Annotated in this window: 22 protein-coding genes; 10 read left to right on the forward strand and 12 right to left on the reverse strand. The window is 45.2% G+C overall.

Features of this window, described 5'->3' with window-relative positions:
* Positions 1–12: 12 nt before the first annotated feature.
* Positions 13–1,701 (reverse strand): EAL domain-containing protein, encoded by a 1,689-nt coding sequence (locus VNM22_12305; protein HWP47937.1) that lies wholly within the window; start codon positions 1,699–1,701, stop codon positions 13–15.
* A 401-nt stretch (positions 1,702–2,102) separates the two neighbouring features.
* Here VNM22_12305 and VNM22_12310 point away from each other — a divergent pair, with 401 nt between their 5' ends.
* Together VNM22_12310 and VNM22_12315 are read left to right on the forward strand one after the other, a co-directional pair.
* Positions 2,103–3,203, forward strand: coding sequence for a D-alanine--D-alanine ligase (locus VNM22_12310; protein ID HWP47938.1), 1,101 nt, complete (start codon positions 2,103–2,105; stop codon positions 3,201–3,203).
* Between the two features lie 24 nt (positions 3,204–3,227).
* Positions 3,228–3,716 carry an AbrB family transcriptional regulator gene (locus VNM22_12315; GenBank protein ID HWP47939.1) on the forward strand — a complete coding sequence of 163 codons (489 nt, stop codon included), beginning with the start codon at positions 3,228–3,230 and terminating at the stop codon, positions 3,714–3,716.
* Here the strand turns inward: VNM22_12315 and VNM22_12320 are convergent.
* The 7 genes from VNM22_12320 to VNM22_12350 form a co-directional block, all read right to left on the reverse strand.
* Positions 3,713–4,096: a response regulator gene (locus tag VNM22_12320; GenBank protein ID HWP47940.1), complete on the reverse strand. Its 384-nt coding sequence runs from the start codon at positions 4,094–4,096 to the stop codon at positions 3,713–3,715. The two genes, VNM22_12315 and VNM22_12320, sit on opposite strands and share 4 nt — an antisense overlap.
* Positions 4,097–4,427: 331 nt before the next feature.
* The gene (gene pyrB / locus VNM22_12325) at positions 4,428–5,456 is read right to left on the reverse strand and encodes an aspartate carbamoyltransferase (protein ID HWP47941.1); all 1,029 of its coding nucleotides are present in this window, start codon (positions 5,454–5,456) and stop codon (positions 4,428–4,430) included.
* Between the two features lie 50 nt (positions 5,457–5,506).
* Entirely contained in the window at positions 5,507–6,829 is a 1,323-nt protein-coding gene (locus tag VNM22_12330) for a tetratricopeptide repeat protein (protein ID HWP47942.1), read from the reverse strand.
* Between the two features lie 31 nt (positions 6,830–6,860).
* Entirely contained in the window at positions 6,861–7,319 is a 459-nt protein-coding gene (locus tag VNM22_12335; GenBank protein HWP47943.1) for an ATP-binding protein, read from the reverse strand.
* 105 nt (positions 7,320–7,424) lie between these two features.
* The gene (locus VNM22_12340) at positions 7,425–7,784 is read right to left on the reverse strand and encodes an STAS domain-containing protein (GenBank protein HWP47944.1); all 360 of its coding nucleotides are present in this window, start codon (positions 7,782–7,784) and stop codon (positions 7,425–7,427) included.
* A gap of 399 nt (positions 7,785–8,183) precedes the next feature.
* Positions 8,184–8,369 (reverse strand): hypothetical protein, encoded by a 186-nt coding sequence (locus VNM22_12345; protein ID HWP47945.1) that lies wholly within the window; start codon positions 8,367–8,369, stop codon positions 8,184–8,186.
* Between the two features lie 61 nt (positions 8,370–8,430).
* The gene (locus VNM22_12350; protein ID HWP47946.1) at positions 8,431–8,655 is read right to left on the reverse strand and encodes a DUF350 domain-containing protein; all 225 of its coding nucleotides are present in this window, start codon (positions 8,653–8,655) and stop codon (positions 8,431–8,433) included.
* Between the two features lie 718 nt (positions 8,656–9,373).
* Here VNM22_12350 and arc point away from each other — a divergent pair.
* From arc to VNM22_12385, 7 genes are all read left to right on the forward strand, one after another.
* Positions 9,374–11,152 (forward strand): proteasome ATPase, encoded by a 1,779-nt coding sequence (arc, locus tag VNM22_12355; GenBank protein ID HWP47947.1) that lies wholly within the window; start codon positions 9,374–9,376, stop codon positions 11,150–11,152.
* A gap of 49 nt (positions 11,153–11,201) precedes the next feature.
* Positions 11,202–12,722, forward strand: coding sequence for a depupylase/deamidase Dop (gene dop, locus VNM22_12360; protein HWP47948.1), 1,521 nt, complete (start codon positions 11,202–11,204; stop codon positions 12,720–12,722).
* 101 nt (positions 12,723–12,823) lie between these two features.
* Positions 12,824–13,093: a ubiquitin-like protein Pup gene (locus VNM22_12365; GenBank protein HWP47949.1), complete on the forward strand. Its 270-nt coding sequence runs from the start codon at positions 12,824–12,826 to the stop codon at positions 13,091–13,093.
* Positions 13,094–13,267: 174 nt separating this feature from the next.
* The gene (gene prcB / locus VNM22_12370) at positions 13,268–13,945 is read left to right on the forward strand and encodes a proteasome subunit beta (GenBank protein ID HWP47950.1); all 678 of its coding nucleotides are present in this window, start codon (positions 13,268–13,270) and stop codon (positions 13,943–13,945) included.
* An 81-nt stretch (positions 13,946–14,026) separates the two neighbouring features.
* A complete protein-coding gene (prcA, locus tag VNM22_12375) occupies positions 14,027–14,716 on the forward strand; it encodes a proteasome subunit alpha (GenBank protein ID HWP47951.1) in 690 nt (229 codons plus the stop codon).
* A gap of 6 nt (positions 14,717–14,722) precedes the next feature.
* The gene (locus tag VNM22_12380) at positions 14,723–16,114 is read left to right on the forward strand and encodes a proteasome accessory factor PafA2 family protein (GenBank protein HWP47952.1); all 1,392 of its coding nucleotides are present in this window, start codon (positions 14,723–14,725) and stop codon (positions 16,112–16,114) included.
* 147 nt (positions 16,115–16,261) lie between these two features.
* Positions 16,262–17,419, forward strand: coding sequence for an alkaline phosphatase family protein (locus tag VNM22_12385; GenBank protein ID HWP47953.1), 1,158 nt, complete (start codon positions 16,262–16,264; stop codon positions 17,417–17,419).
* A 174-nt stretch (positions 17,420–17,593) separates the two neighbouring features.
* Here the strand turns inward: VNM22_12385 and VNM22_12390 are convergent, their stop codons facing one another.
* Genes VNM22_12390 through VNM22_12400 form a run of 3 tightly spaced genes read right to left on the reverse strand, consistent with a single transcriptional unit; the run spans position 17,594 to position 19,407 of the window.
* Entirely contained in the window at positions 17,594–18,337 is a 744-nt protein-coding gene (locus VNM22_12390; GenBank protein ID HWP47954.1) for a sulfite exporter TauE/SafE family protein, read from the reverse strand.
* A 22-nt stretch (positions 18,338–18,359) separates the two neighbouring features.
* A complete protein-coding gene (locus tag VNM22_12395; protein ID HWP47955.1) occupies positions 18,360–19,208 on the reverse strand; it encodes an ARMT1-like domain-containing protein in 849 nt (282 codons plus the stop codon).
* Between the two features lie 10 nt (positions 19,209–19,218).
* Positions 19,219–19,407 carry a hypothetical protein gene (locus VNM22_12400; protein ID HWP47956.1) on the reverse strand — a complete coding sequence of 63 codons (189 nt, stop codon included), beginning with the start codon at positions 19,405–19,407 and terminating at the stop codon, positions 19,219–19,221.
* 196 nt (positions 19,408–19,603) lie between these two features.
* Here VNM22_12400 and VNM22_12405 point away from each other — a divergent pair, with 196 nt between their 5' ends.
* Entirely contained in the window at positions 19,604–19,771 is a 168-nt protein-coding gene (locus VNM22_12405; GenBank protein ID HWP47957.1) for a hypothetical protein, read from the forward strand.
* A gap of 49 nt (positions 19,772–19,820) precedes the next feature.
* Here the strand turns inward: VNM22_12405 and VNM22_12410 are convergent, their stop codons facing one another.
* Positions 19,821–21,143, reverse strand: coding sequence for a dihydrolipoamide acetyltransferase family protein (locus VNM22_12410; protein HWP47958.1), 1,323 nt, complete (start codon positions 21,141–21,143; stop codon positions 19,821–19,823).
* Between the last annotated feature and the right edge of the window lie 11 nt (positions 21,144–21,154).

Genomic DNA, 21,154 nt, shown 5'->3' on the forward strand with positions numbered 1-21,154 from the left:
TTAGTTTCTATTTCACCGGGAGGAACCTTCTTCCAAGGTCAAGCGTCGTCCTTCTTGTAAAAGCTGGGCGATGGCCTCTGCCGACAGGGGTCGACTAAAATAGTAACCCTGGATCTCGTCACATCGGTAAGAACGTAACACCGATAATTGCTCCTGGGTTTCCACCCCTTCTGCAATCACTTTCAAATTCAAAGTTTGGGCTATGGCAATAATCGCAGCCGTAATGGCTACATCATCCTGGTCAACCGGAAGATCTCGTACAAAGGATTGATCGATCTTCAGGGCATCGATGGAAAACCGCTTCAGATAACTTAAGGAAGAATAACCGGTACCAAAATCATCAATGCTCAGAAGGACCCCCCTTTCTTTTAATTTGCGTAAGGTCTTGGGAGCTATCCCGGCACTCTGCATAATGGTACTCTCGGTCAGTTCTAAAACCAGGTAGCGGGGATCAAGTCCGGTCTCTGTAAGTATCTTATCGGTCATTTTGATCAGATCTTTATGCATGAAATGACGGGCGGAGAGGTTTACCGTTACCCGCAGAGGAGGAAAACCGGCTTCTTGCCAGGCCTTGATCTGCCCACAAGCGGTCCGTAAGATCCATTCACTCAAAGGAATGATGAAATCCGTTTCTTCGGCCAGCGGAATAAATCTCATGGGAGAGATCAGTCCCAGATCCGGGTGCTGCCACCGTACCAAGGCTTCCACACCGACAATCTGACCCGTATGCAGATCTACCTGAGGTTGATAGTAAATCTTAAATTCTCCTCGCTCTAAAGCCCGATTTAAGCTGTTTTCTAGAGCTATTCGCTCAAAGGCCCTGGCATTCATTGTCGGCGTGTAGAACTGATAGGTGTTCGGACCCTGTTCTGTGGCCTGGCGTAAAGCCAGATCGGCATTTCTTAACAGGGTCTGGGCGTCTTCTCCATCATTGGGATAAAGGGCGATACCTATATTTGCTTTGACCTGAAGTTCATGGCCGTTGACACGAAAAGAAGGATGGAGGATTTTGAGAACCCTTTGGGCAACGGTGACGGCGTCTCTGACTTGAGCAATACCTAATAACAGGAGCGTAAATTCATCCCCTCCGGGATAAGCGACCGTATCACTTTCTCGTAAGGAACTGGTTAACCGGCTGGCAACGTCTTTGAGTAACCGATCTCCCAAGGCATGGCCCAGGGTGTCAACCGTTCTCTTGAATTCTTGCAGGTTGAGGAACATGATCGCCAACATTTCCTGGTTCCGATGGGCATGGGCTAATACAATATTCAACCGATCTTTAAACAACTTCCAACTAGGCAGGTTCGTGATGACATCGTAATAAGCCAGGCGACGAATGGTCTCCTCCTGACGTCGACGTTGGGAAAGATCTTCTTTAACCATAAGGAAGTGGCTGATGGCACCTTCTGGATCTTTAATCGGTAAGAGGGAAGCAAAGGCCGGATAAGGTTCCCCTTCCTTCTTCTTACCGGAAAGCTCCCCTTCCCAGGGCCTTCCTGAAGTCAAAACTTCCCAAATGGCTTGATATTGCTCGGGAGATAGTTCCATGAGGTCCCGAAGATTGACCCCCTGGATTTCTTCGGAGGTATAACCGGTAACCTGGGTGAATATAGAATTAACATATTTCACGTGACCAGTGGCATCGGTGAGCACGATAATAAATGAACCCTGTTCTACCCTTTCTCTGCCTGTCTGCTCCATAGATAAGCCTGCAGAACCTATCGGAAAAATCCTTCATCAAGGTCTCCTTCCCTGGGGATCTGGATTTTCAGATAGGTCATCCTGCCGAATCGTTTCCTGCCAATTACTTTCGGATCTTCTTTTTATACCTGAGTTAATATACGTTTGTTAACTAACTGTCAAGAAAAATTATTTATAATAAATGAAAATTAATAACGGGGTCTGAATCTTTTCTTCTGAGGCTCTTGGAGTTTTTTGTCTGTCTTTACCCGGAAGTCGTCTGAAGAAAGGGGAATTCTTCCCTGAAAATTCCATCCATCCTGAATAATTTAATTGACAGATGGGGCGAATCTTTTTACCATCTCCCCCGGTTGGAGGCTGGGGCAGAAAGCATTATATTAAAGTCAAAGGAGAAAGTAAAAATGAAAAAGATTCGTGTAGGTCTGATTTTTGGAGGCAGGTCCGGGGAGCATGAAGTCTCCTTAGCTTCAGCGGCTTCGGTCCTGAAGGCTATCGATAAGGAGAAATACGAAGTTGTCCCCATCGGGATTACCCGGGAGGGAAAGTGGATCGTGGGAGGGGATCCGCTCAAAGTTCTTAAAGAGCATACCGGGTATTCAGATACCTTACCGGCAACGCTTCTGGTCAATCCAGAAACGAAGGGATTACTCAAGTTAGACCATTCCAAACCGGACCCTACCCATATGGATTCGCTGGATGTTATTTTTCCGTTACTCCACGGTACCTATGGGGAGGATGGAACGGTACAAGGATTGTTAGAACTGGCTGATATTCCCTATGTAGGGGCCGGCGTCTTGGCTTCTGCCGTAGGAATGGATAAAGCCCTTATGAAAAGTGTCTTTCGAGATCACGGTCTTCCCATCGTAAACTTCCTGGTTATCAAAAGGAAAGATCTGGAGAAAGATCCCGACCCCGTGTGTAAGCAGATTGAAGAACGGTTAGGGTATCCTTGTTTTGTAAAACCTGCCAACTTAGGATCCAGTGTGGGGGTTTCCAAAGCCAAGGATTTAGCTGATCTCCGTAAAGCTTTAACCCTTGCGGCCCAATATGATCGCAAAATCATCGTGGAACAGGCGATCAACTGCCGAGAAATAGAGTGCAGCGTCTTAGGAAATGATGATCCCTGGGTTTCGGTTCCCGGTGAAGTCATCCCCCAGGGAGAATTTTATGATTATACCTGCAAATATACCGAGGGGATGATGAAATTTATCATTCCCGCACCACTTTCCCCGGCCACGCAAGAAGAAATTCAACAGATTGCAATTCGGGCTTATCTGGCCATTGACTGTGCCGGGATGGCTCGGGTAGATTTTTTTATTGATAAGGAGACAGGAAAGGTCTATCTAAATGAGATTAACACCATACCCGGTTTCACCGAGATGAGTGCTTATCCTAAATTATGGGAAGCCAGCGGGATCAGTTATCCTGAACTTATCGACCGACTGATCCAACTTGCCATTGAGCGCCATAAGGATAAGAGCCGACGTATCTTTAACCGTTAAAGTTTTCACGAAGGAGATTTTTTCATGACCCACGCCATCTTAACTCTACTGGTAGGTAGTATTGGAGGGTATCTAGGTTTACGTTTTAATCTCCCTTCCGGAATCATGATGGGAGCTTTAATAGCAGTAGCCATTTTTAAACTCACCGTTATGGAAGTAGGTCGATTTCCGGCTCCTTTGGATTTCTTTATTCAGGTAGCGGTAGGAAGTGCCATCGGCTTATCTGTAACCCCCCGACTTCTTAAAGACATACGGGCAAATTGGTTTCTGGTTTTCTTTTCCTCGGCTCTTTTAATCGCTTTAGGCCTTTTGGTGGGTCTTATTCTGGCTAAGTTTAAAGGTATGGATCTGATTACAGCTCTTCTCAGCACGATGCCAGGTGGAATTGCCTCTTTAGGTGTTGTTGCCGTTAAAAGCGGGGCCAACGCTTCCATCGTGGCCCTGTTTCATTTTGTGAGACTTCTCTGTATTTTATTCTTTGCGTCTTTTCTGGTAAAATGGCTGGAGGGTTAATCAGATTTCGTTTTTTGAAGTAAGTTCTGGACGTGGGTCAGGAGTTTTTGGGAAGAAACCGGCTTGAGTAAAAAGAGATCAGCCCCGGCCTGATAGACTTCTTCCTCTTCCAGATCGCTGGCGCTGGAGACAATAACCGGAATATCTTTCAACTCTGGATCCTGTTTGACATACTGGCAAATCTCAATGCCACTGATATCTGGAAAACGAATATCCGTTAAGATCAGGCTCGGTTTATATTCTTTAGCCTTTGCCAGTCCGGTCATTCCATCATCGGCAATAATGACCTCAAACCCCTGCTGCTTGAAAATCTCCTCTTGAACTTCCAACACTTCCTTACGGTCTTCAATGATTAAAATCTTTTCCAGTTTACCAAACATGCCGTCCTTTCTTTTATTCAACTCTTTCAGAATATTTTCTCTATTTTAATTAAAGATAATCTTATAAAAGAATAAACACTTTACCCCTACCTGTCAAGTTTGTATCCGTATCCATTTAGTAGGTGGAAAAAGCCACACCTCCCTGGCCCCATATGGGTCAGGATAAGAAGGTTGACTCCGGTGGGGCAACCTGTGGATAGCCCCTGGCTTACGCCAGGGGAGACAGGATCATAGGATCCTCTAAGCTCCAGGTCTGATCCTTAGCTTGATGCGTATAAGGTTGCTCCTACCCAGGATCCAGCCCCTTCAGAGGGGATGGATAAGAGGCGACCTATCCCAGCATCAAGCTCAATAGGGCCATCCTTACGCTCACTCCGTTCCTCACCTGCCGAAAATAAGCTGCCTGGGGGAGTTCATCGACCTCAGGTGAAAGCTCTTCGCGTCGAACCATGGGATGCAAAATTATAAGATTGCTTTGGCCCTTCTGGACCAACTTTCGATCGATGACGTAATACTTCTTCTTCAACTGTTCCACCTGATGTGGATCTGAGATTCGATGATGCTGGAGCATTACCACATAGAGAATATCAACGTCTCCGATAACACTCTCCAGATCCGGAGTTTCCACATAGTTCAGGTTTTGTTCTTCTAATTTCTTTAAAAAAGGTTCCGGGACTTTGAGTTCCGGCGGGGAAACTAGTTTGAGATCTACTTTAAATTTTGCCAGTCCCTTCAAAAGAGAATGAACCACACGGGCATGCCTGAGATCTCCCACGATGGCTATCTTTAATCCATCGATGGAACCCTTCTCCTTTTGAATCGTGTAAAGATCTAAGAGTGCCTGGGTCGGGTGTTCATCGCAGCCATCCCCGGCATTGATAATGGGAACAGAAGAGTACCGGCAGGCTAATCCAAGGGCTTCTTCTGAAGGATGGCGCAGAATAATGACGTTGGCATACGCTCCCAGGACCCGGATTGTATCTTCCAAGGATTCTCCTTTAGAAAGGGAGAGGTTTTCGACATCGGGTAATTTTAACACCTGTCCTCCAAGCCGTAGCATGGCAACCTCAAAACTAAGTCGTGTCCTTGTGCTCGGCTCAAAGAAAAGAGAGGCCAGGACCATTTGGGAGAATTTCTCCCTATCCACAGGAAAAAGGTTTGTTTCAAGTTCTTGCGTTCTCTTGAAAATAAGTTCTATATCTTCCCGTTGGAATTGGTCCATGCTGACCAGGTGGGAAGTTTCCCATGAAAACGGTTTTAAAGTCATGGTCTTATCTACGATAAATTTTCTTAGCGTGATCGATCGGAAAGTCCTGATCCGACAGGGTTCTAAACCAGGGGGCTGAACCCCTTTTGTCATCTTCCTCTGCTTTCCACTGGTCGATCCGGAATAAAAGGATTCTCCCTGTTCTATGGGGGTTGATTTTTGGAATTTTGAAGAGCCCGCAGTTTTTCCAGTAGAGCATAAGCCTTCTTTTGATAATCCCTGGCTTTTGGATTGTCTGGATTGAGGGCAAGCACCTTATCCCACTCGGCAATGGCTTTTTCCAGCTCCTGATCGTTGAAATACTGAATTCCCTGGTTTAAATGGAAGGCGATCTGCTTTTGCAGAGCTTCTCGGGTTTCCTCTAAATAAGCCTGGGCTTGAGGATGATGGGGGTCTAAGTTTAAGATTTTTTCAAACTCTGCAATGGCCTCGGCATATTCTCCCTGTTCTTTATAGGAACGACCTCTTTCCAGGATCCTTTGAATCTGTTCCGAAAGATCGGGTGTCTTCGGACTCTCTTCTTTCATTGGGTTTTCCTCTTTGGGCATCGGTTCCTCTTTTGCCATGGTTTCCACAGGTGATTCCTGTACGCCCCGGCGGGATTCCTCTTTCAAGGCGACCGCCTTAAAATCCTGGAAGGAAGGGATGTGAAGGATTTCTCCCGGCCTCACCGGAGAGGTTACCCGAAGATGGTTAAAGTCTGCCAGAATTTTTACATCCTCGGCCTTCCCCATTTGGGTTTTGGCGATACCGGTCAGGGTATCTCCTTTTTTAACTCTATAGGGAACCGATTGGACCTTAGAAATAGCCTCCAGATATTGAGCTGCGTCGGGGTTATTGGGGTTAAGGCTTAAGGCTTTTTCAAATTCCCGTTTAGCCGCATTTAAAAGCTTTTGCCTGTAAAGCTCGACCCCTCGACGGTAAAAAACCTGATCATTGGAGTTCTCGATCCAATCTGTTTCCTTGAGACGTTGCCGGGCTTGAGTGTGGGAAGGATCCAGACGAAGAACTTTCTTCCACTGGGCTCTGGCGTTTTGATAATCTTTATTTTTAAAAAAATCCTCCCCCGACCGAAAAGCCCGTTCCATTAAGGCCTGCTTTTTGGCGGTGAGTTGAGTGATCTTCTGAGAGAGCTGATTTTTCTGGTAGGGTGCGACTTGAATTGCCTTTTCATACATCTCCATAGCCCCGCGTAAATCTTCCGCTTTTTCCAGCCGTTCTCCTCTACGAAGATACTGGGTATACAGGGTATCTTTTTGATCTAATTCTCGCTTTGTCTGACTGATTTTGAGCTGAGCCTGCAGGTAATTTTTATCCTGGGGAGGTACCTTTTCCCACTGGTAGATCGCTTCAAGGTATCTCCCCGAGTTGTAAAGGATCTGACCTTTCTGGAAAGGAGAATCGCCGGCACATCCAACAGGAAGAAGAGAAAAGCTGACTAAAAGAAGTCTATAAAATTTAGCCATATCTGTTCCCGAATAGCCAGGCGGAGTCCCTTTAAACATCGGGACCATGCCGTTGTTTAGGCTTAAGGTATTTTATCATGGTAAGTTGGTTGTAACCCCAGGGGTCTGAGGTATAGTTGATCTCATCCATCAGGGATTGAAGCAGAAATAATCCCAGGCCGCCATCTCTTTTCTCTGTAATAAGTTTTGGAAGGTCCGGCGGCTTTATGGCGCCGGGGTTAAACGTCTTTCCATAATCTTTAACCGAGACCACTAACCTGGAAGGGGTTACTTCCAGGCAGATCTGAATAGGTTTGCTTTCTTTCTCTCCTTCATAGGCGTGTTCAATAACATTGGCACAGGCTTCATCCACCGCCGTTTCAACCTTATAAAGTTCTTCTTCGGCCAATCCGGCTTCCGAAGCAACCTTAGATATCAGGGATCGAATCTGAATCAGATAATCGGTTTCACCGGGTATGCTGAATACAATTCTTCTGCCTTCCTGCTTCATCTTTGAACGTAAAACCTGAAACGTAAAAGCTAAAACGAGATATCGGCATTTTGAGCCTTACCTTTGGGATTCCCTGGAGAGGCCCTCGGCTTCACGTCTTAGGTTTCATTCCTTAGTAAAGGCCAGGATGGCTTCTTCTTCTTGATTTAGCGTGGTAAAAATCTCGGTAAATCCCAAGAGATCAAACACCTTGAAGATCTTAGGCGGTATCCGGATGAGAATGATATCTCCGCGATTGTCTCGAATATCTCCAATGACACTCATAAAAACTCCTAATCCGGCACTACTAATGTAAGAAAGCTCCTCCAGATCCACAATCATTTTGTAGAGGCCTTTTTCTATCAGAGATTGCACAACCTCTTCCATTTCTGGAACCGTATGGGCATCTAAAAAGCCACTCACTTTTATTTTGACAATGTCCTTGTGAGGACCGACCACCTCAGTAGAAATTCTCAGTTTCTGCATTATGCAAAGTTCTGGGTTTTAGGTTCAAGAAGTAAGAAGCAAGAATGAGAAAGCAGGGAATTCTTACTTTTACTTCCTGGCTAAAGCACCGTCAGGTTTTTAGCTATAGAAACCTCGAGTCTGCCTTGGATGGATCTCCAGGCATTTTGCTCCTGCGTCAGGATCATAACACCGGCTTCTAATTCTAACAAAGATCGGATTTAAGGTTTTTTCTGGGCAACCAAAAACCGGAAGGCTTTTCAGAGCCTCCCTGGGTAGAAGGGAGGATGATTTTGACTCCCGGTAAACCTTCAAAACCCTTGAGGGGCTGCAAACCTTATGGAGAAGTTCTTTACCTTTTAGTTGTTTGTTCGTCATTCTTGTAACTCCTGGGGAGTTGTAAACCCCACGAAGAATTCTTTACCCTAAGAGATCGTAAATCGCATAAATAAGGGTAATCATAACGGCAAAGGCGAAGATAGCCTGCCATAAAGTTGCATGGATAATCACCCCCACAAAAATCCTTGTAATTTTTAATACCGAGATAAGTAAAACGATGAGAATAACCAGAAATAAAATTTGTTGCTTGGTCAAGATTTGGTTCACCCACCTGGTAGAATCCTTACCTGTAAAGGTTCAGGCAAGTCCACACCTCCTTTATTTTGTTTTATTTTGGCATCACAATTTGAGGAGCTGGCATGATTGTTGCTGCAATAATAATAGAAATACCGATGATCATACCGGCAATGACAATGCCGACGGCAATATTTTGATCTTCCTCCAGCTCTTTGGTTAAATCAAAGGGAACGATGAGATCGTAGACCTTATAGGCCAGGATGAACAACAGAATTCCTAATAAGGCAGAGAAGACACTTGCAATAAAGGCTCCCATATCAGGTAAGCGTAGCGATCAGCCTTTAGGGAATAAGACGTAAATCGTAAAAAACTAGAGACTCTTTGTTAGGAGGTTGATGCTTTAAGAATTACGTTTTACGTTTTATGCTGATAGCTAGCCGTTTACAGTATTTTCAGTTTCACGAGTTTTTACAAGGATGATCTAATGAGGATTTCCTCAAGCAAGATCCTCATATAGAGCAAGGCAGCTATAGAGAGCGGTCTGTACAGGAAAAATGGACCGTATTGCTACCACCGTTCCGATTCAAGACTTAGGTAAGTGTTTACGGTATCAACTAATACAGGCCTCGTCAAGAGAAAAATATCGTCTTCTCCTTAGCCTTACAGGGTGTTATTTTTAGGTGAGTTCTTCGACCAGGTATGTGGGATCTGTTCGTAGCAGGCCAGGGATCCTGGATTCCGAGTGGGAATCTGGTTTGTTACAATTTCAGGATAATCAAAAACCAACATTTTCGGGTTTTCATAACTCTTTTCAGATTCGTTTTTAGACTTGACATGAGGGAAAAAGATGCTAATATATCACTATAGATACTAGCAGGATCGGACTGTCAGAAGTTCACCTGTAAAAGCTTGATTTTATAAGACGAAAGAAGTTTTCCCCAAAAGGTAACTTCCTTCAATAAACTTTAAGAGGTGAGTAAGGTATGGACAACTCCTACAGAGACCAGGATAAGAAAAGTTTCATGAGAGACACGATGAAAAAGCTATCCTCCCATATTCCCATGAGCGAGGCCTCTTTGAGATATCGCCTATCTCAATGTGAACGGGAAAGCCAGGAACTCCAGAATCAAATAAAGCTTCTCGAGAGTGAATCTGAGGAGTTGACAAGAAAACTGGAAAAAAACCTCGGTGAATTTGAAATTTTAAGAAGGAAATATTACCGAACCAAAGAACAATTGGCGGAAGCCAAAAGGCAGAATGAGAAACTGGTAGGGATTCTACAAGAATCTAAGATTCAGATTCAAGAATTAAAGGAGGAGGTTGACAAACTTTGTGCACCTCCCAACAGTTATGGAACTTTTATAGAGAGTAATGATGACCATACCATCGATATCGACCTGGAGGGGAGAAGGCTCAAAGTAAACGTAAGACCTGGGATTGATACCAGTCAAATTCAGAGAGGTCAACAGTTAGTACTCAACGAAGCCCTGAATGTGGTGGATGTTGCCGGCTATGATACCAGAGGGGAAGTAGTCCAGGTTAAAGATATTTTAGGTGAAGATCGGGTTATTGTAATAGGTCGGGCCGATGAAGAGCGGGTGATTCAGCTCTCGGATAAACTAAGAAAGGAGAAGATCAATATCGGGGATCATCTGATGATTAATCCTCGCTCCAACTATGCCATTGAAAAACTACCCAAATCCCAGGTAGAAGAAGTGGTTTTAGAGGAGGTCCCCAATATTACCTATGCCGATATCGGGGGATTAGATAAACAGATCGAAGAGATTCGGGATGCCATTGAGCTTCCCTATATTTATCCTGAAGAATTCAAGAAACATAAATTGACCCCCCCGAAAGGGATTCTTCTGTATGGTCCTCCGGGGTGTGGAAAAACCCTTATTGCGAAGGCAGTAGCCAACAGTCTGGCTAAGCAAATGGAGAAGAAAACGGGGGTTAAAACCAAGAGTTACTTCCTGAATGTTAAAGGCCCCGAACTCCTTAACAAGTATGTCGGAGAAACAGAGTATAAGATCCGAGAGGTCTTTAAAAAAGCCAAGGAGAAGTCCAAGGAGGACTCTCCGGTGATTGTTTTCTTCGATGAGATGGATTCTCTCTTCCGGCTCCGGGGTTCCGGGATTTCTTCAGATATGGAAGCTACGGTGGTTGCCCAATTCCTCTCGGAGATCGATGGAGTAGAATCCTTAGGGAATGTTATTGTAATTGGAGCCACCAACCGGCAGGATCTGATTGATCCTGCAGTTTTAAGACCGGGTCGGCTCGATATCAAGATTAAAATAGACCGTCCTAATTTAGAGGGGGCCAAGGCCATTTTTGCGATTTATTTAACGCCAGATCTTCCTCTCCATGAAGAGGAACTGGCACGATTCAACCATGATCGGGAGAAGACCGTTAAATATCTCATTGATAAAACTGCCGAGCGGATGTATAGTACCGACGATGAGAACAAATTCCTGGAAGTGACTTATGCCAAGGGAGAAAAAGAGGTTTTCTATTTTAAAGATTTTGCCAGCGGTGCCATGATCGAAAATATTGTCCGAAGAGCTAAGAAAAGAGCGTTGAAGCGATATATAGAAAAAGGAGAATGGGGAATCAAGTCTGAGGATCTTCTGGAGGCTGTTCGAGACGAGTACAAAGAGAATGAAGATTTACCCAACACCACCAATCCAGATGATTGGGCTAAGATTTCCGGTCGAAAGGGTGAAAAGATTGTCAATGTACGAACCCTGTTGGGGGGTGAAAAAGGTGGCGGTGGACGCAGCATAGAAAACATCACAGCAGGACAATATTTGTAGGGTTACGTAGGGGCAAAGCATTCACAGGGAAAACCATGGGGTATAACCCATGAGTGAATGCTTTGTCCCTTCAGACATTTTTTTTATGGCTATTGAAAAGATCATAGGCACTGAGACGGAATATGGAATTACGACTAAAAACGATGTGGAATTCGATGCAATATCCCATTCCATGCTCCTGGTAAATAGCTATCAACCGGACCCTACGGTTAAAATTATCTGGGATTACGACCAAGAGAATCCCCTGGTCGATGCCCGGGGGTTCAAAGTAGAAAGAAAGATAGAAGCCCCTCGAGAAAAAGACAATGCAGCCATCAACAAAGTCCTGGATAACGGAGCACGGTACTATGTGGATCATGCCCATCCTGAATTTTCCACCCCGGAATGTTCCAATGCCCGAGATTTGGTTAAATATGAGAAAGCTGGAGAATGGATCGTTAATGTCAGCCGGATGCAGGCCAACCAACTGATCCCGGCCGGGGAAGAGATTCTCATCTATAAGAATAACAGCGACCGGAAAGGGAACAGTTACGGATACCATGAGAACTACCTCATGGATCGAAAAACCCCCTTCGAACTCATTGTTACTCACCTGACTCCTTTCTTAATATCTCGGCAGATCTTTACGGGAGCCGGCAAGGTGGGATTCGAAAATGACAGTGATCCGGTAGATTATCAGATTTCTCAAAGAGCCGACTTTTTCGAAACCGAAATAGGTCTGGATACCATGGTCAAAAGACCCATTATTAATACCCGGGATGAACCCCATGCAGACCGTGAAAAATACCGAAGGTTACATGTGATTGTAGGGGACTCCAACATGTCGGAGGTTACCACGTATCTGAAAGTCGGAACCACGGCCCTGGTTCTCAAAATGATTGAAGATAAGTTCATTGATAAAGACCTGACGCTTCGTAACCCGGTGAAGGCGATCCGGGATATTTCCCACGATATCACCTGTAAGAAGAAGGTCCAGTTAGATAATGGTAAAAAATTCACGGCGATTCAAATTCAGAAGGAATATCTGGAGTTAGCTAAAAAGTATGCCAGTCAGCAAGAGAAGAATCCTATCACAGAAGATATTCTGGCAAGATGGGAAAGGGTACTGACCAAATTGGAAGAGGAACCGGACCAGCTGAACCGGGAAATTGATTGGGTAATTAAAAAATACCTGATCACAAATTATATGAAGAGTCGTGGCTGTAACTGGACGGATTCCAAAGTTCTTATGATGGATCTCCAGTACCATGACGTTCGTCCTGAAAAGGGATTATATTATCTATTACTAAAACAAGGAGGAGTTGAGCGTATTTTAAATGATGCGGAGATTTTAGAGGCCGTTGAGAATCCCCCCATCGACACCCGGGCTTATTTTCGCGGAAGCTGCTTACGAAAGTATCGATCGGAAATATTCGGGGTGAGTTGGAGTGCTTTGTCCTTTAGTGTCGATGAGGTTTCTATTAAGAGAGTTCTCATGTCAGAACCGGCGAAAGGATCCAAAGCCCATGTCCAGGAGCTTCTTGAACGCTCTGCAACGGCTAAAGAATTGTTGAAGAATCTTGCAGCTTAACCCCAGAGAAGGAACTAAAGTAAGCTAAAGTTTGCAAGTGCTTGAAGTTGGGTTTTCCACTTCAGACACTGTAGGCACTTTAGATTTTAAGGAGAATAACTATGACATCTCTAAACTTTTTAGGTCGCCAACCGGAAAGTAACCCTGAGACTTTCTTCCATGTGATAACTGCCAGTACCGATCAACAGAAAAAAGTTAAAAAACCCGAAGCACCTCAACAAGAGAAAAGTGAGAGAACCGGAACGGGAGTTGCCGAGAAAGGTGAAAAGATTAAAAAGGATCTGGATAAGCTCATGGATGAAATCGATGAGGTACTCGAAGAGAATGCAGAGGAATTCGTGAAAAGTTATGTCCAAAGAGGGGGAGAATAATCTCTAGGTAGCAGATTACAGATCTTCAGGATCTGAAATCTAAAATCCTCAAAACTTGCGATGATTCTCAAGACCCAATATGATGGTTCCAGCTTTTTTGAACTTTTAAAAATTGATTATCCTCACTTACTCCCTACCTACAGGAGTGATCCCACACTCCTGAGCGAGGATTCTGTGTCCGTACCTCACGGGACTACCATCCTGGCCTTAAGGTATCAAAATGGAGTCCTCATTGCAGGGGATCGTCGGGCCATTGAAGGACCTCAGATTTCTTCCAGAACTATGGAGAAGGTTTATAAAACCGATGATTACTCTGCAATGGCCATCGCTGGCGCCGCAGGTCCTGCCATTGACATGGCGCGCTTGTTTCAAGTAGAGTTGGAACATTATGAGAAACTCGAAGGGGAGCGATTAACCCTGGAAGGTAAAGCGAATCGATTGGCCCAAATGATCAGGCAGAATCTCCCGGCAGCCTTTCAAGGCTTGATCGTGATTCCTATTTTTGCCGGCTACGACCTCAAGCGAAAAGAAGGTCGGATCTTTAAGTACGATGTAGTCGGTGGAAAGTACGAAGAGGAGGAATTTTATGCCACGGGTTCTGGTGGGAAAGACGCCCGCAATACCATGAAGAAGCTCTACCGGAGAGGACTCCAGGAAGAAGAAGCTCTTAAAGTAGCTCTGGAAGCTCTCATTGATGCGTCGGAAGAAGATGTAGGAACTGGTGGACCGGATCTGGTTCGAGGGATTTACCCTACCGTCAAAAAAATTACCGAACAGGGTATCATGGATGTACCAGAAACAACCGTTGCATCTATTTGTAAGGCGATTATAGAAAGTCGCAAAAATCAATAGTCCGCCGTCCGTTGTCCGTTGTTTTTATCCACTGCAAAGGATCCTTTGCAGTAAACAACGAACAACGGATAACAGGTCCCTATGGTTTTACCCTATTACGTCTCACCGGAACAGATGATGCAGGATAAGGCGGAGTACGCCCGAAAAGGAATCGCCAAGGGTAAATCTCTGGTGGCTATGGAATACCGAGATGGTATTATCCTCACCGCCGAGAACCCGAGTTCCTCCCTGCATAAAATATGGGAAATCTACGATCGGATCGCTTTTGCCGGGGTAGGTAAATACAGCGAGTTTGAAAATTTGCGTAAATCCGGCGTGAGATATGCCGATACCAAAGGATATATCTACAGTCGAGAAGATGTCACGGCGAAGTCCCTAGCGGAAGCCTATTCTCAGGCAATAGGAAATGTCTTCACCCAGGAAGTTAAACCCTTAGAAATCGAAATCTTGGTTGTGGAAGTCGGAGAAGTTCAGTCGGAAAATGCCATGTACCATATCCTTTTCGACGGTAGTATCAGCGATCGGAAGCAATTTGCGGTGATTGGAGGTCAAGCGGAAGAAGTAACCCGTTTTTTAAAAGAACAGTATCGGGAAAATAGTTCCTTGGCAGATGCTTTGTGGCTGAGTCAAAAAGCCCTTAGAGTCGTGGAAAATAAACCGATCAGTGAAACGAATCTTGAGGTCGCGATCCTGGACAGGAATCGTCCAGGAAGGAAGTTTAAACGTATCCCCCCCGCGGAGATACGAGACCTTATGAAAAGTTATCTTTAGTGGCGTATGGAAAAACGAATTTACGGGTTAGAAAGTGAATATGGTATTATTTTTACCTCCAACGGACGTAAAACCCTCCCAGTTGAAAAGGTAGTCCGATACCTCTTTGAACAACTGGTCACAACGGAAGGATTTTTGAACGTCTTCCTGGAAAATGGAGCTCGATTCTACCAAGATACCGGCTATCATCCCGAATATGCGACCCCGGAATGTACCAACCCCCTGGATCTCGTTCGATATGATAAAGCCGGGGAGCGTATTTTAGAAAAACTCCTCAACTACGCTGAATATAAAATAGCCAAAGAAGGGATATCGGGAAACCTGGCCATCTTTAAAAACAATACCGACTTCATAGGTAATTCCTACGGCTGCCACGAAAATTACCTGGTCGATCGAAATGCCAATTTCTACTACCTGGCCGAGCAACTCATTCCCTTCCTGGTCACCCGACAAGTCTTTTCCGGCTCAGGTAAGGTTTTCCAGGATCGAAAGGGGGCCGATTATAACATCTCCCAACGGGCCCAACATATCTGTCAGAAAATCTCCGGAACGACCACCAACGACCGGAGTATCATCAATACCCGAGATGAACCCCATGCCGATGAGGAAAAATACCGCCGACTTCACGTCATCGTCGGAGACTCCAATATGTCCGAGTTCGTGACCTATCTGAAAACCGGAACTACGGGTCTGGTTCTCCAAATGATCGAAGATGACTTCATCGACAAAGATCTCTCCCTGCGAAATCCGGTAAAATCCATCAAGGACATCTCCTGTGATATTACCTGCAAACGAAAGATCAAGCTGGATAACGGAAAAAAACTCTCTGCCGTGGAAATTCAAAAAGAATATCTGGAACTGGCCCTCCGATACTACAGCGCTCGAGACTTCAATCCCATGGTCAAAGATATTCTCCAAAAATGGGAATATATCCTGACCAAACTGGAAGAAAACCCGGAACAGCTCAATAAAGAACTCGATTGGGTCATGAAAAAGCAATTAATTGAAACCTATATCGACCGGTATAACCTCTCCTGGGGAGATGATCGGGTTCTCATGATCGACCTCCAATACCATGATATTCGAACCGATAAAGGCCTTTACTATCTCCTGGAAAAAGAAGGGATGGCCACCCGCATCTGCAGTGATGCAGAAATCGAAGACGCCATGCAAAATCCACCCCAGGATACCCGGGCGAAACTTCGGGGCGACTTTATCAAACTGGCCAAGGAAAAAAACATCCACTACAACCTGGATTGGAGCTATATCCGAATCGGAAACCTCCTGGATGTTCGGGTCATGTGTGATAATCCCTTCCAAACCGAGAACCGCCGTATTACAGAACTGATGCGGCTGATTGAACGATCTCGACCGGTTCGAAGACGATTCTTCTTCTAAAGGGCCGTTTCTGACTTATCTTCTGGGGCGAATGGATAAAATCCACAAAATCTCCCCATCGCCCCTTCATCTCCCTTATCCTGCCCCCAAGGATAGAGAAGGAAAGAAAAGGTGCCGACGGTGATTTCCTATGCGGTAAAATAAATTATGTACTTACCTGACTACCAAAACGGAAGTATCGTCAACTTAATAAGCTCCATCTCAAAATCCTTAGGAGATACCCCCCTTTACGAACCTTTAGAAACCTTAAAACCAGAATTATGGTCCGGATCCAGAACTCTCCTCCTGATGGTTTTGGATGGATTAGGTTATGAATATTTAATCAATTACGGAAAAGGAAGTATCCTCTATGAAAATCTTAAAGATAAACTGACTTCTGTATTTCCTTCCACCACAGCAGCCAGTTTAACCACCTTTGTCACCGGACTTGCACCCCAACAACATGCCATTACCGGCTGGTTTATGTATCTGAAAGAGCTGGGAACGGTTTCTGCCATCTTACCCTTTAAGCCGAGAAATGGTGGGGTTTCCTTTAGTCAAACCCAGGTTGAACCCAGAAAAATATTCGATCAACCGTCCATCTTTGAGAAAATTAAAGTCCCTTCCTATGTGGTGACCCACAAAGATTTTGTCAAATCCGACTATACCTGTGCAACTACGGGAAAAACAAAACGGGTCTATTATCGTAATCTGAAAGGATTCTTTAAAAAGATAAAAAGAATTATTCGCTGGCATCCCCATCGGAAGTTTATTTATGCCTATTGGTCCGAGTTCGATCGTTTGTGCCACAAGTATGGGACCAGAAGTAAAGAAGTTACCGACCATTTTGCCGATTTAAACAAAAGATTAGCGGCGTTTTTAAACTCCATAGAAGGGACCCATACCACCATAATTATTACGGCAGATCATGGCCTTTTGGATACCGATACCTCCCACGTTATCCAATTAAAAAACCATCCTAAACTCGCTGAAACTTTGATACTTCCCTTATGTGGAGAGCCCCGGGTAGCCTATTGTTATGTTCGTCCATCCAAAACCAGGCAATTTGAAGAGTATATAGCGACCCATCTGGCTGAGTATGGGGAGCTTTATAGAAGTGAAGAATTGGTCGAGAAGAATTATTTCGGCTTATTTGAACCCCATAAAAATTTATTCGATAGAATTGGAGATTACACCTTCATTCTAAAGGACCGGTATATCCTCAAGGATTTTCTTCTCGGTGAAAAAGAGCAGTTTAATATTGGGAACCATGGGGGTTTAAGTCGAGAAGAAATATTTGTTCCTTTGATTGTTATCCAAAGGTAAATTTATTTCCTTTACTTCGAGCCTGCTCTCCCTCACCCCCTCTCCTGAAGCTTCAGGAGAGGGGGTGAGGGGGAGACAAGGCGAAGGGCCTCCCCGTCCCCTTGTCTCCTCGTCCCTTTGTCTCAAAAAGGGGGCCGATCCTGCTCTTGATTCCTCTGATTTCCTGTTTTGATACTAAAAGAGGCGTAAGGCGATGATAATCCCAAAACCTACCACAACCGCACGGAGCAGTTTAGGAGGTAAGCGCTGGGCCAGGCGGGCCCCGGCGTAGCCACCGACAATGGAGGCTCCGGCCATAATTCCGGCAGCACCGAGATCTGCCGCACCGGTTAAAATAAAATAAAAGGCAGCGATTCCGTTGATAAGGGTGGCAAAAAAAACCTTGAGGGCATTGGCAGATTGCAAATCTTCGGGCATAAAAATAGCCATAGCGGCAAGCATGAGAATGCCAATACCTGCACCAAAGTAACCACCATAAACGGAGATGAGGAACTGGACGATCCACAGGGCTCGTGAAGCCCCCTTAGGATTTGTTTTGGTTCGCCGGGTTACCCACCTTCCAACCTGCCCCTGTACAACCAGCAGGGCACAGGCAAGTAAAATAAGGTAGGGGACGATGAGTCGGAAGGCTTTTTCAGGAGTGTGTAAGAGAATAACAGAACCCAGAAGTCCACCCAGAAGTGAAGGAAGTGCAAGGGCCATGGCCTGTTTTCGTTTATACCAGATACGTAAGCGATAAGCCCAAACACTGGCCAGAGATCCAGGCCACAGGGCCACCGTACTGGTAGCGTTTGCCATAACAGCAGGCAAGCCGCTCAAAAACAGAGCCGGGAAACTGATCAAGGAACCCCCACCGGCGACCGCATTTATAAAACCGGCTCCCAGCCCCGCAGCCACAATAAGCAAAAATTTTTGCATCTATCCATCGGACCTTCTCATTTTAAAATAGAAGTACATTATCTCCTTTTTTAACTCCCAGACTCCGGGCTACCGGTTCACAGTTTGCCCTGAGTAAACAGGCGATATTCTCTCGAACCCCAAACAGGGTCTGATAATAACTCATTCCCTTGGCAAGGACCAGGTCCGAGTTGTCCCATACATCGATGAATCCTTCCGACATGGTCTGGAGGGTTAAGCCTTCCTGGTCCCGGGTATGGGGAATAACTACCCCGTACTCATCCAAACCCATCTCCATGACATCCTCTACCGTCGCATCATTCAGGATCGGCTCTTCTTTCGGGGAAATGACCACCGTTTTGCCCATCTCAACCAATCGCTTTAAGATCAGCTTATCGAAAACAATCTCCCCACAGTTATCCGTTAAGAATAAAACACTATCGACCCCTTGAAGGACTTCTTCCAGTTTTTTACTCTCATCAATGGCAAAACCGGTTTGTAAGCCCTGTTGGATAAGTTGAATGAGATTTTCAGCTACCTCAAAGCTCGTATAGTCGGCCACCGTTGCATCGATGGCGTTACTGGTAGTAGCTACAAGGAAAGCCTCTCTTAGAGTTTTTACCTTCGGTGAGATGATTTCAAAAACCTGTTTGGCGACCTCATTACTTTTCTTTTTAAACTTCAGATAAGGGTCCCCGGTGGCCGCATTTTTGATCATTCTATGAATCTCGGTGCCCAGTAAGGCGGGCGTGGCACCTTGAAAGGAATTCTGGAGTTTATCGATGGCCCATAACATGGTTTCATAGCGGGAATTCCATTCTTCAAAGGCCAGATCACAAGCTTCTCGAGCCTGACGCATCAGGCATTCTGCACAGATATAGGTCGTTTCCATACCTTACCTCCTACTCTTCTTCCGGGGCTTCCCGGATAAAGAAAATAAAAGCCATCGAGGGTCTCCGCGAAGCCGGTGTAACCACAAAATGAATCCCTTCAAAGTTCCAACCTTTACGTACCCACTCGTTGACGGAAGCTTCAATGGTTTCATCGGTGACAATATTTAGCTCTACCACTTTGTAGGTAATCGTAGCCATAACCGTTTTAACTCCCTATGAAAATTCGGAAAAACCTTAAAAATAGTAATATTCAAATTTTATGCCGAATCTAAGGAGTGTCAAGGTAAAATTTAAATAACAGGCAGAAAAGGATTTATACCCTATTTCAATACCGACCTGATATAAGGTGGATAGGTTTTGGATATGCGATGAGGAAGTGGAAACCGAATGAGGGATGGAAAGTTCCCGGGAGTTTGCCGGCCAGGAGGCAATTCTATCCCGTAGAGCGTGTCTGAAAAGCTACGGTTTCTTCTTATTGCGAATATTCAGTTTCGAGCATAAAGGTCCGATTCCCCTCTCCTGTCAACCGGAACAGTACGAAGTTATTGTCAAAACCTTTTAAGCACTAAAATCTTGAAACTTCCCAAGTATAACTTCCAGATTCATCCGGGTTAAAGCAATTCCAGGGTGGTTAAGTCCATGGTTTCCAGATTTTGTTTAACTTTATCGATAAATTGAGCGGCTATGATTCCGTCGATGATCCGATGATCAAAGGAAAGAGACAGGTACATCATGGAGCGGATGGCGATGGCCTCATTTTCCAAAACTACAGGCCGTTTCACGATGGCTCCTACGCCTAAAATTGCCGCCTGGGGTTGATGGATAATGGGGGTTGCAAAGAGAGTTCCATACATGCCCGTATTGGTGATACTGAAGGTTCCCTTTTCCACATCGGCGGGAGTTAATTTACGTTCTCTGGCTCTTCGGGCCAGGTCCTCTACTTCCCGGGCCAATCCTAAAATACTCTTCTCATCGGCAGCTTTGATCACAGGTACCAGAAGTCCATCTTCCAAAGCTACGGCAATTCCTATATGGATATCCTTATGTAGGATGATCCCTTCGTCGGACCAACTGGAATTGACCATTGGATAAGCTTTTAATGCACCCACCGTTGCTTTAATGATAAAGGGAAGGTAAGTGAGATTAACCCCTTCTTTCTGGAGAAATTGTTCTTTGATTTTCTCCCGGAATTTGACAATGGCAGTCATATCGACTTCCACAACGGCTGTGACATGGGGGGAAGTGTGTACGCTACGGACCATATGTTCGGCGATGGCCTTACGCATCGGGGTCAGGGGAATTAGCACATCCCCTTTTTCAAGGGTTACCCGTGGAGTAGGAGTAACGGGAGGTTTTTCAGGCATTTTGATGGCCGGTTCAACCGGAGAAGGAATGACTTCTTTTTCTGCTTCTGCTTTTTTCTTCTGGGCCCGTACTTGGATATATTTTAGGAGATCCTCTTTGGTGACTCTTCCTCCGAGACCGCTTCCCTGGATTTGCTCCAATTCTTCCAGGCTAATTCCTTCTTTCTGAGCGATATTTCGAACCACCGGAGAATAATAATGCCGGGGTTCCCTTCCCTTACTTTCCGGTTTAAATTCGGTAAGCTTTTCTGCAGAGGGTTTCTCAGGCTGCGGAACCCCTGCCTGGGGAGGAACCGATTCTAGAGGAGGCGGCTTAGCCATAACTTGTTCGCCGGAGGGGGCAATTTCGGCCATTTCTTTGCCGACCTGGACCACACCTCCTTCTGGAACCATAATTTTGGATAAAATTCCACTCGCCGGGGAAGGTATTTCAGAGTCGATTTTATCTGTACTGACTTCCAGGAGCGGCTCATCTTTCTCTACCCGTTCCCCTTCTTTCTTCAACCATTTCAAGACGGTTCCCTCTGCAATACTTTCCCCCAGTTGTGGCATCACAACCTTAACAGGCATAATGAGTGTCT

It is taken from the genome of Candidatus Limnocylindrales bacterium, assembly GCA_035559535.1.
Lineage (GTDB): Bacteria > Moduliflexota > Moduliflexia > Moduliflexales > JAUQPW01 > JAUQPW01.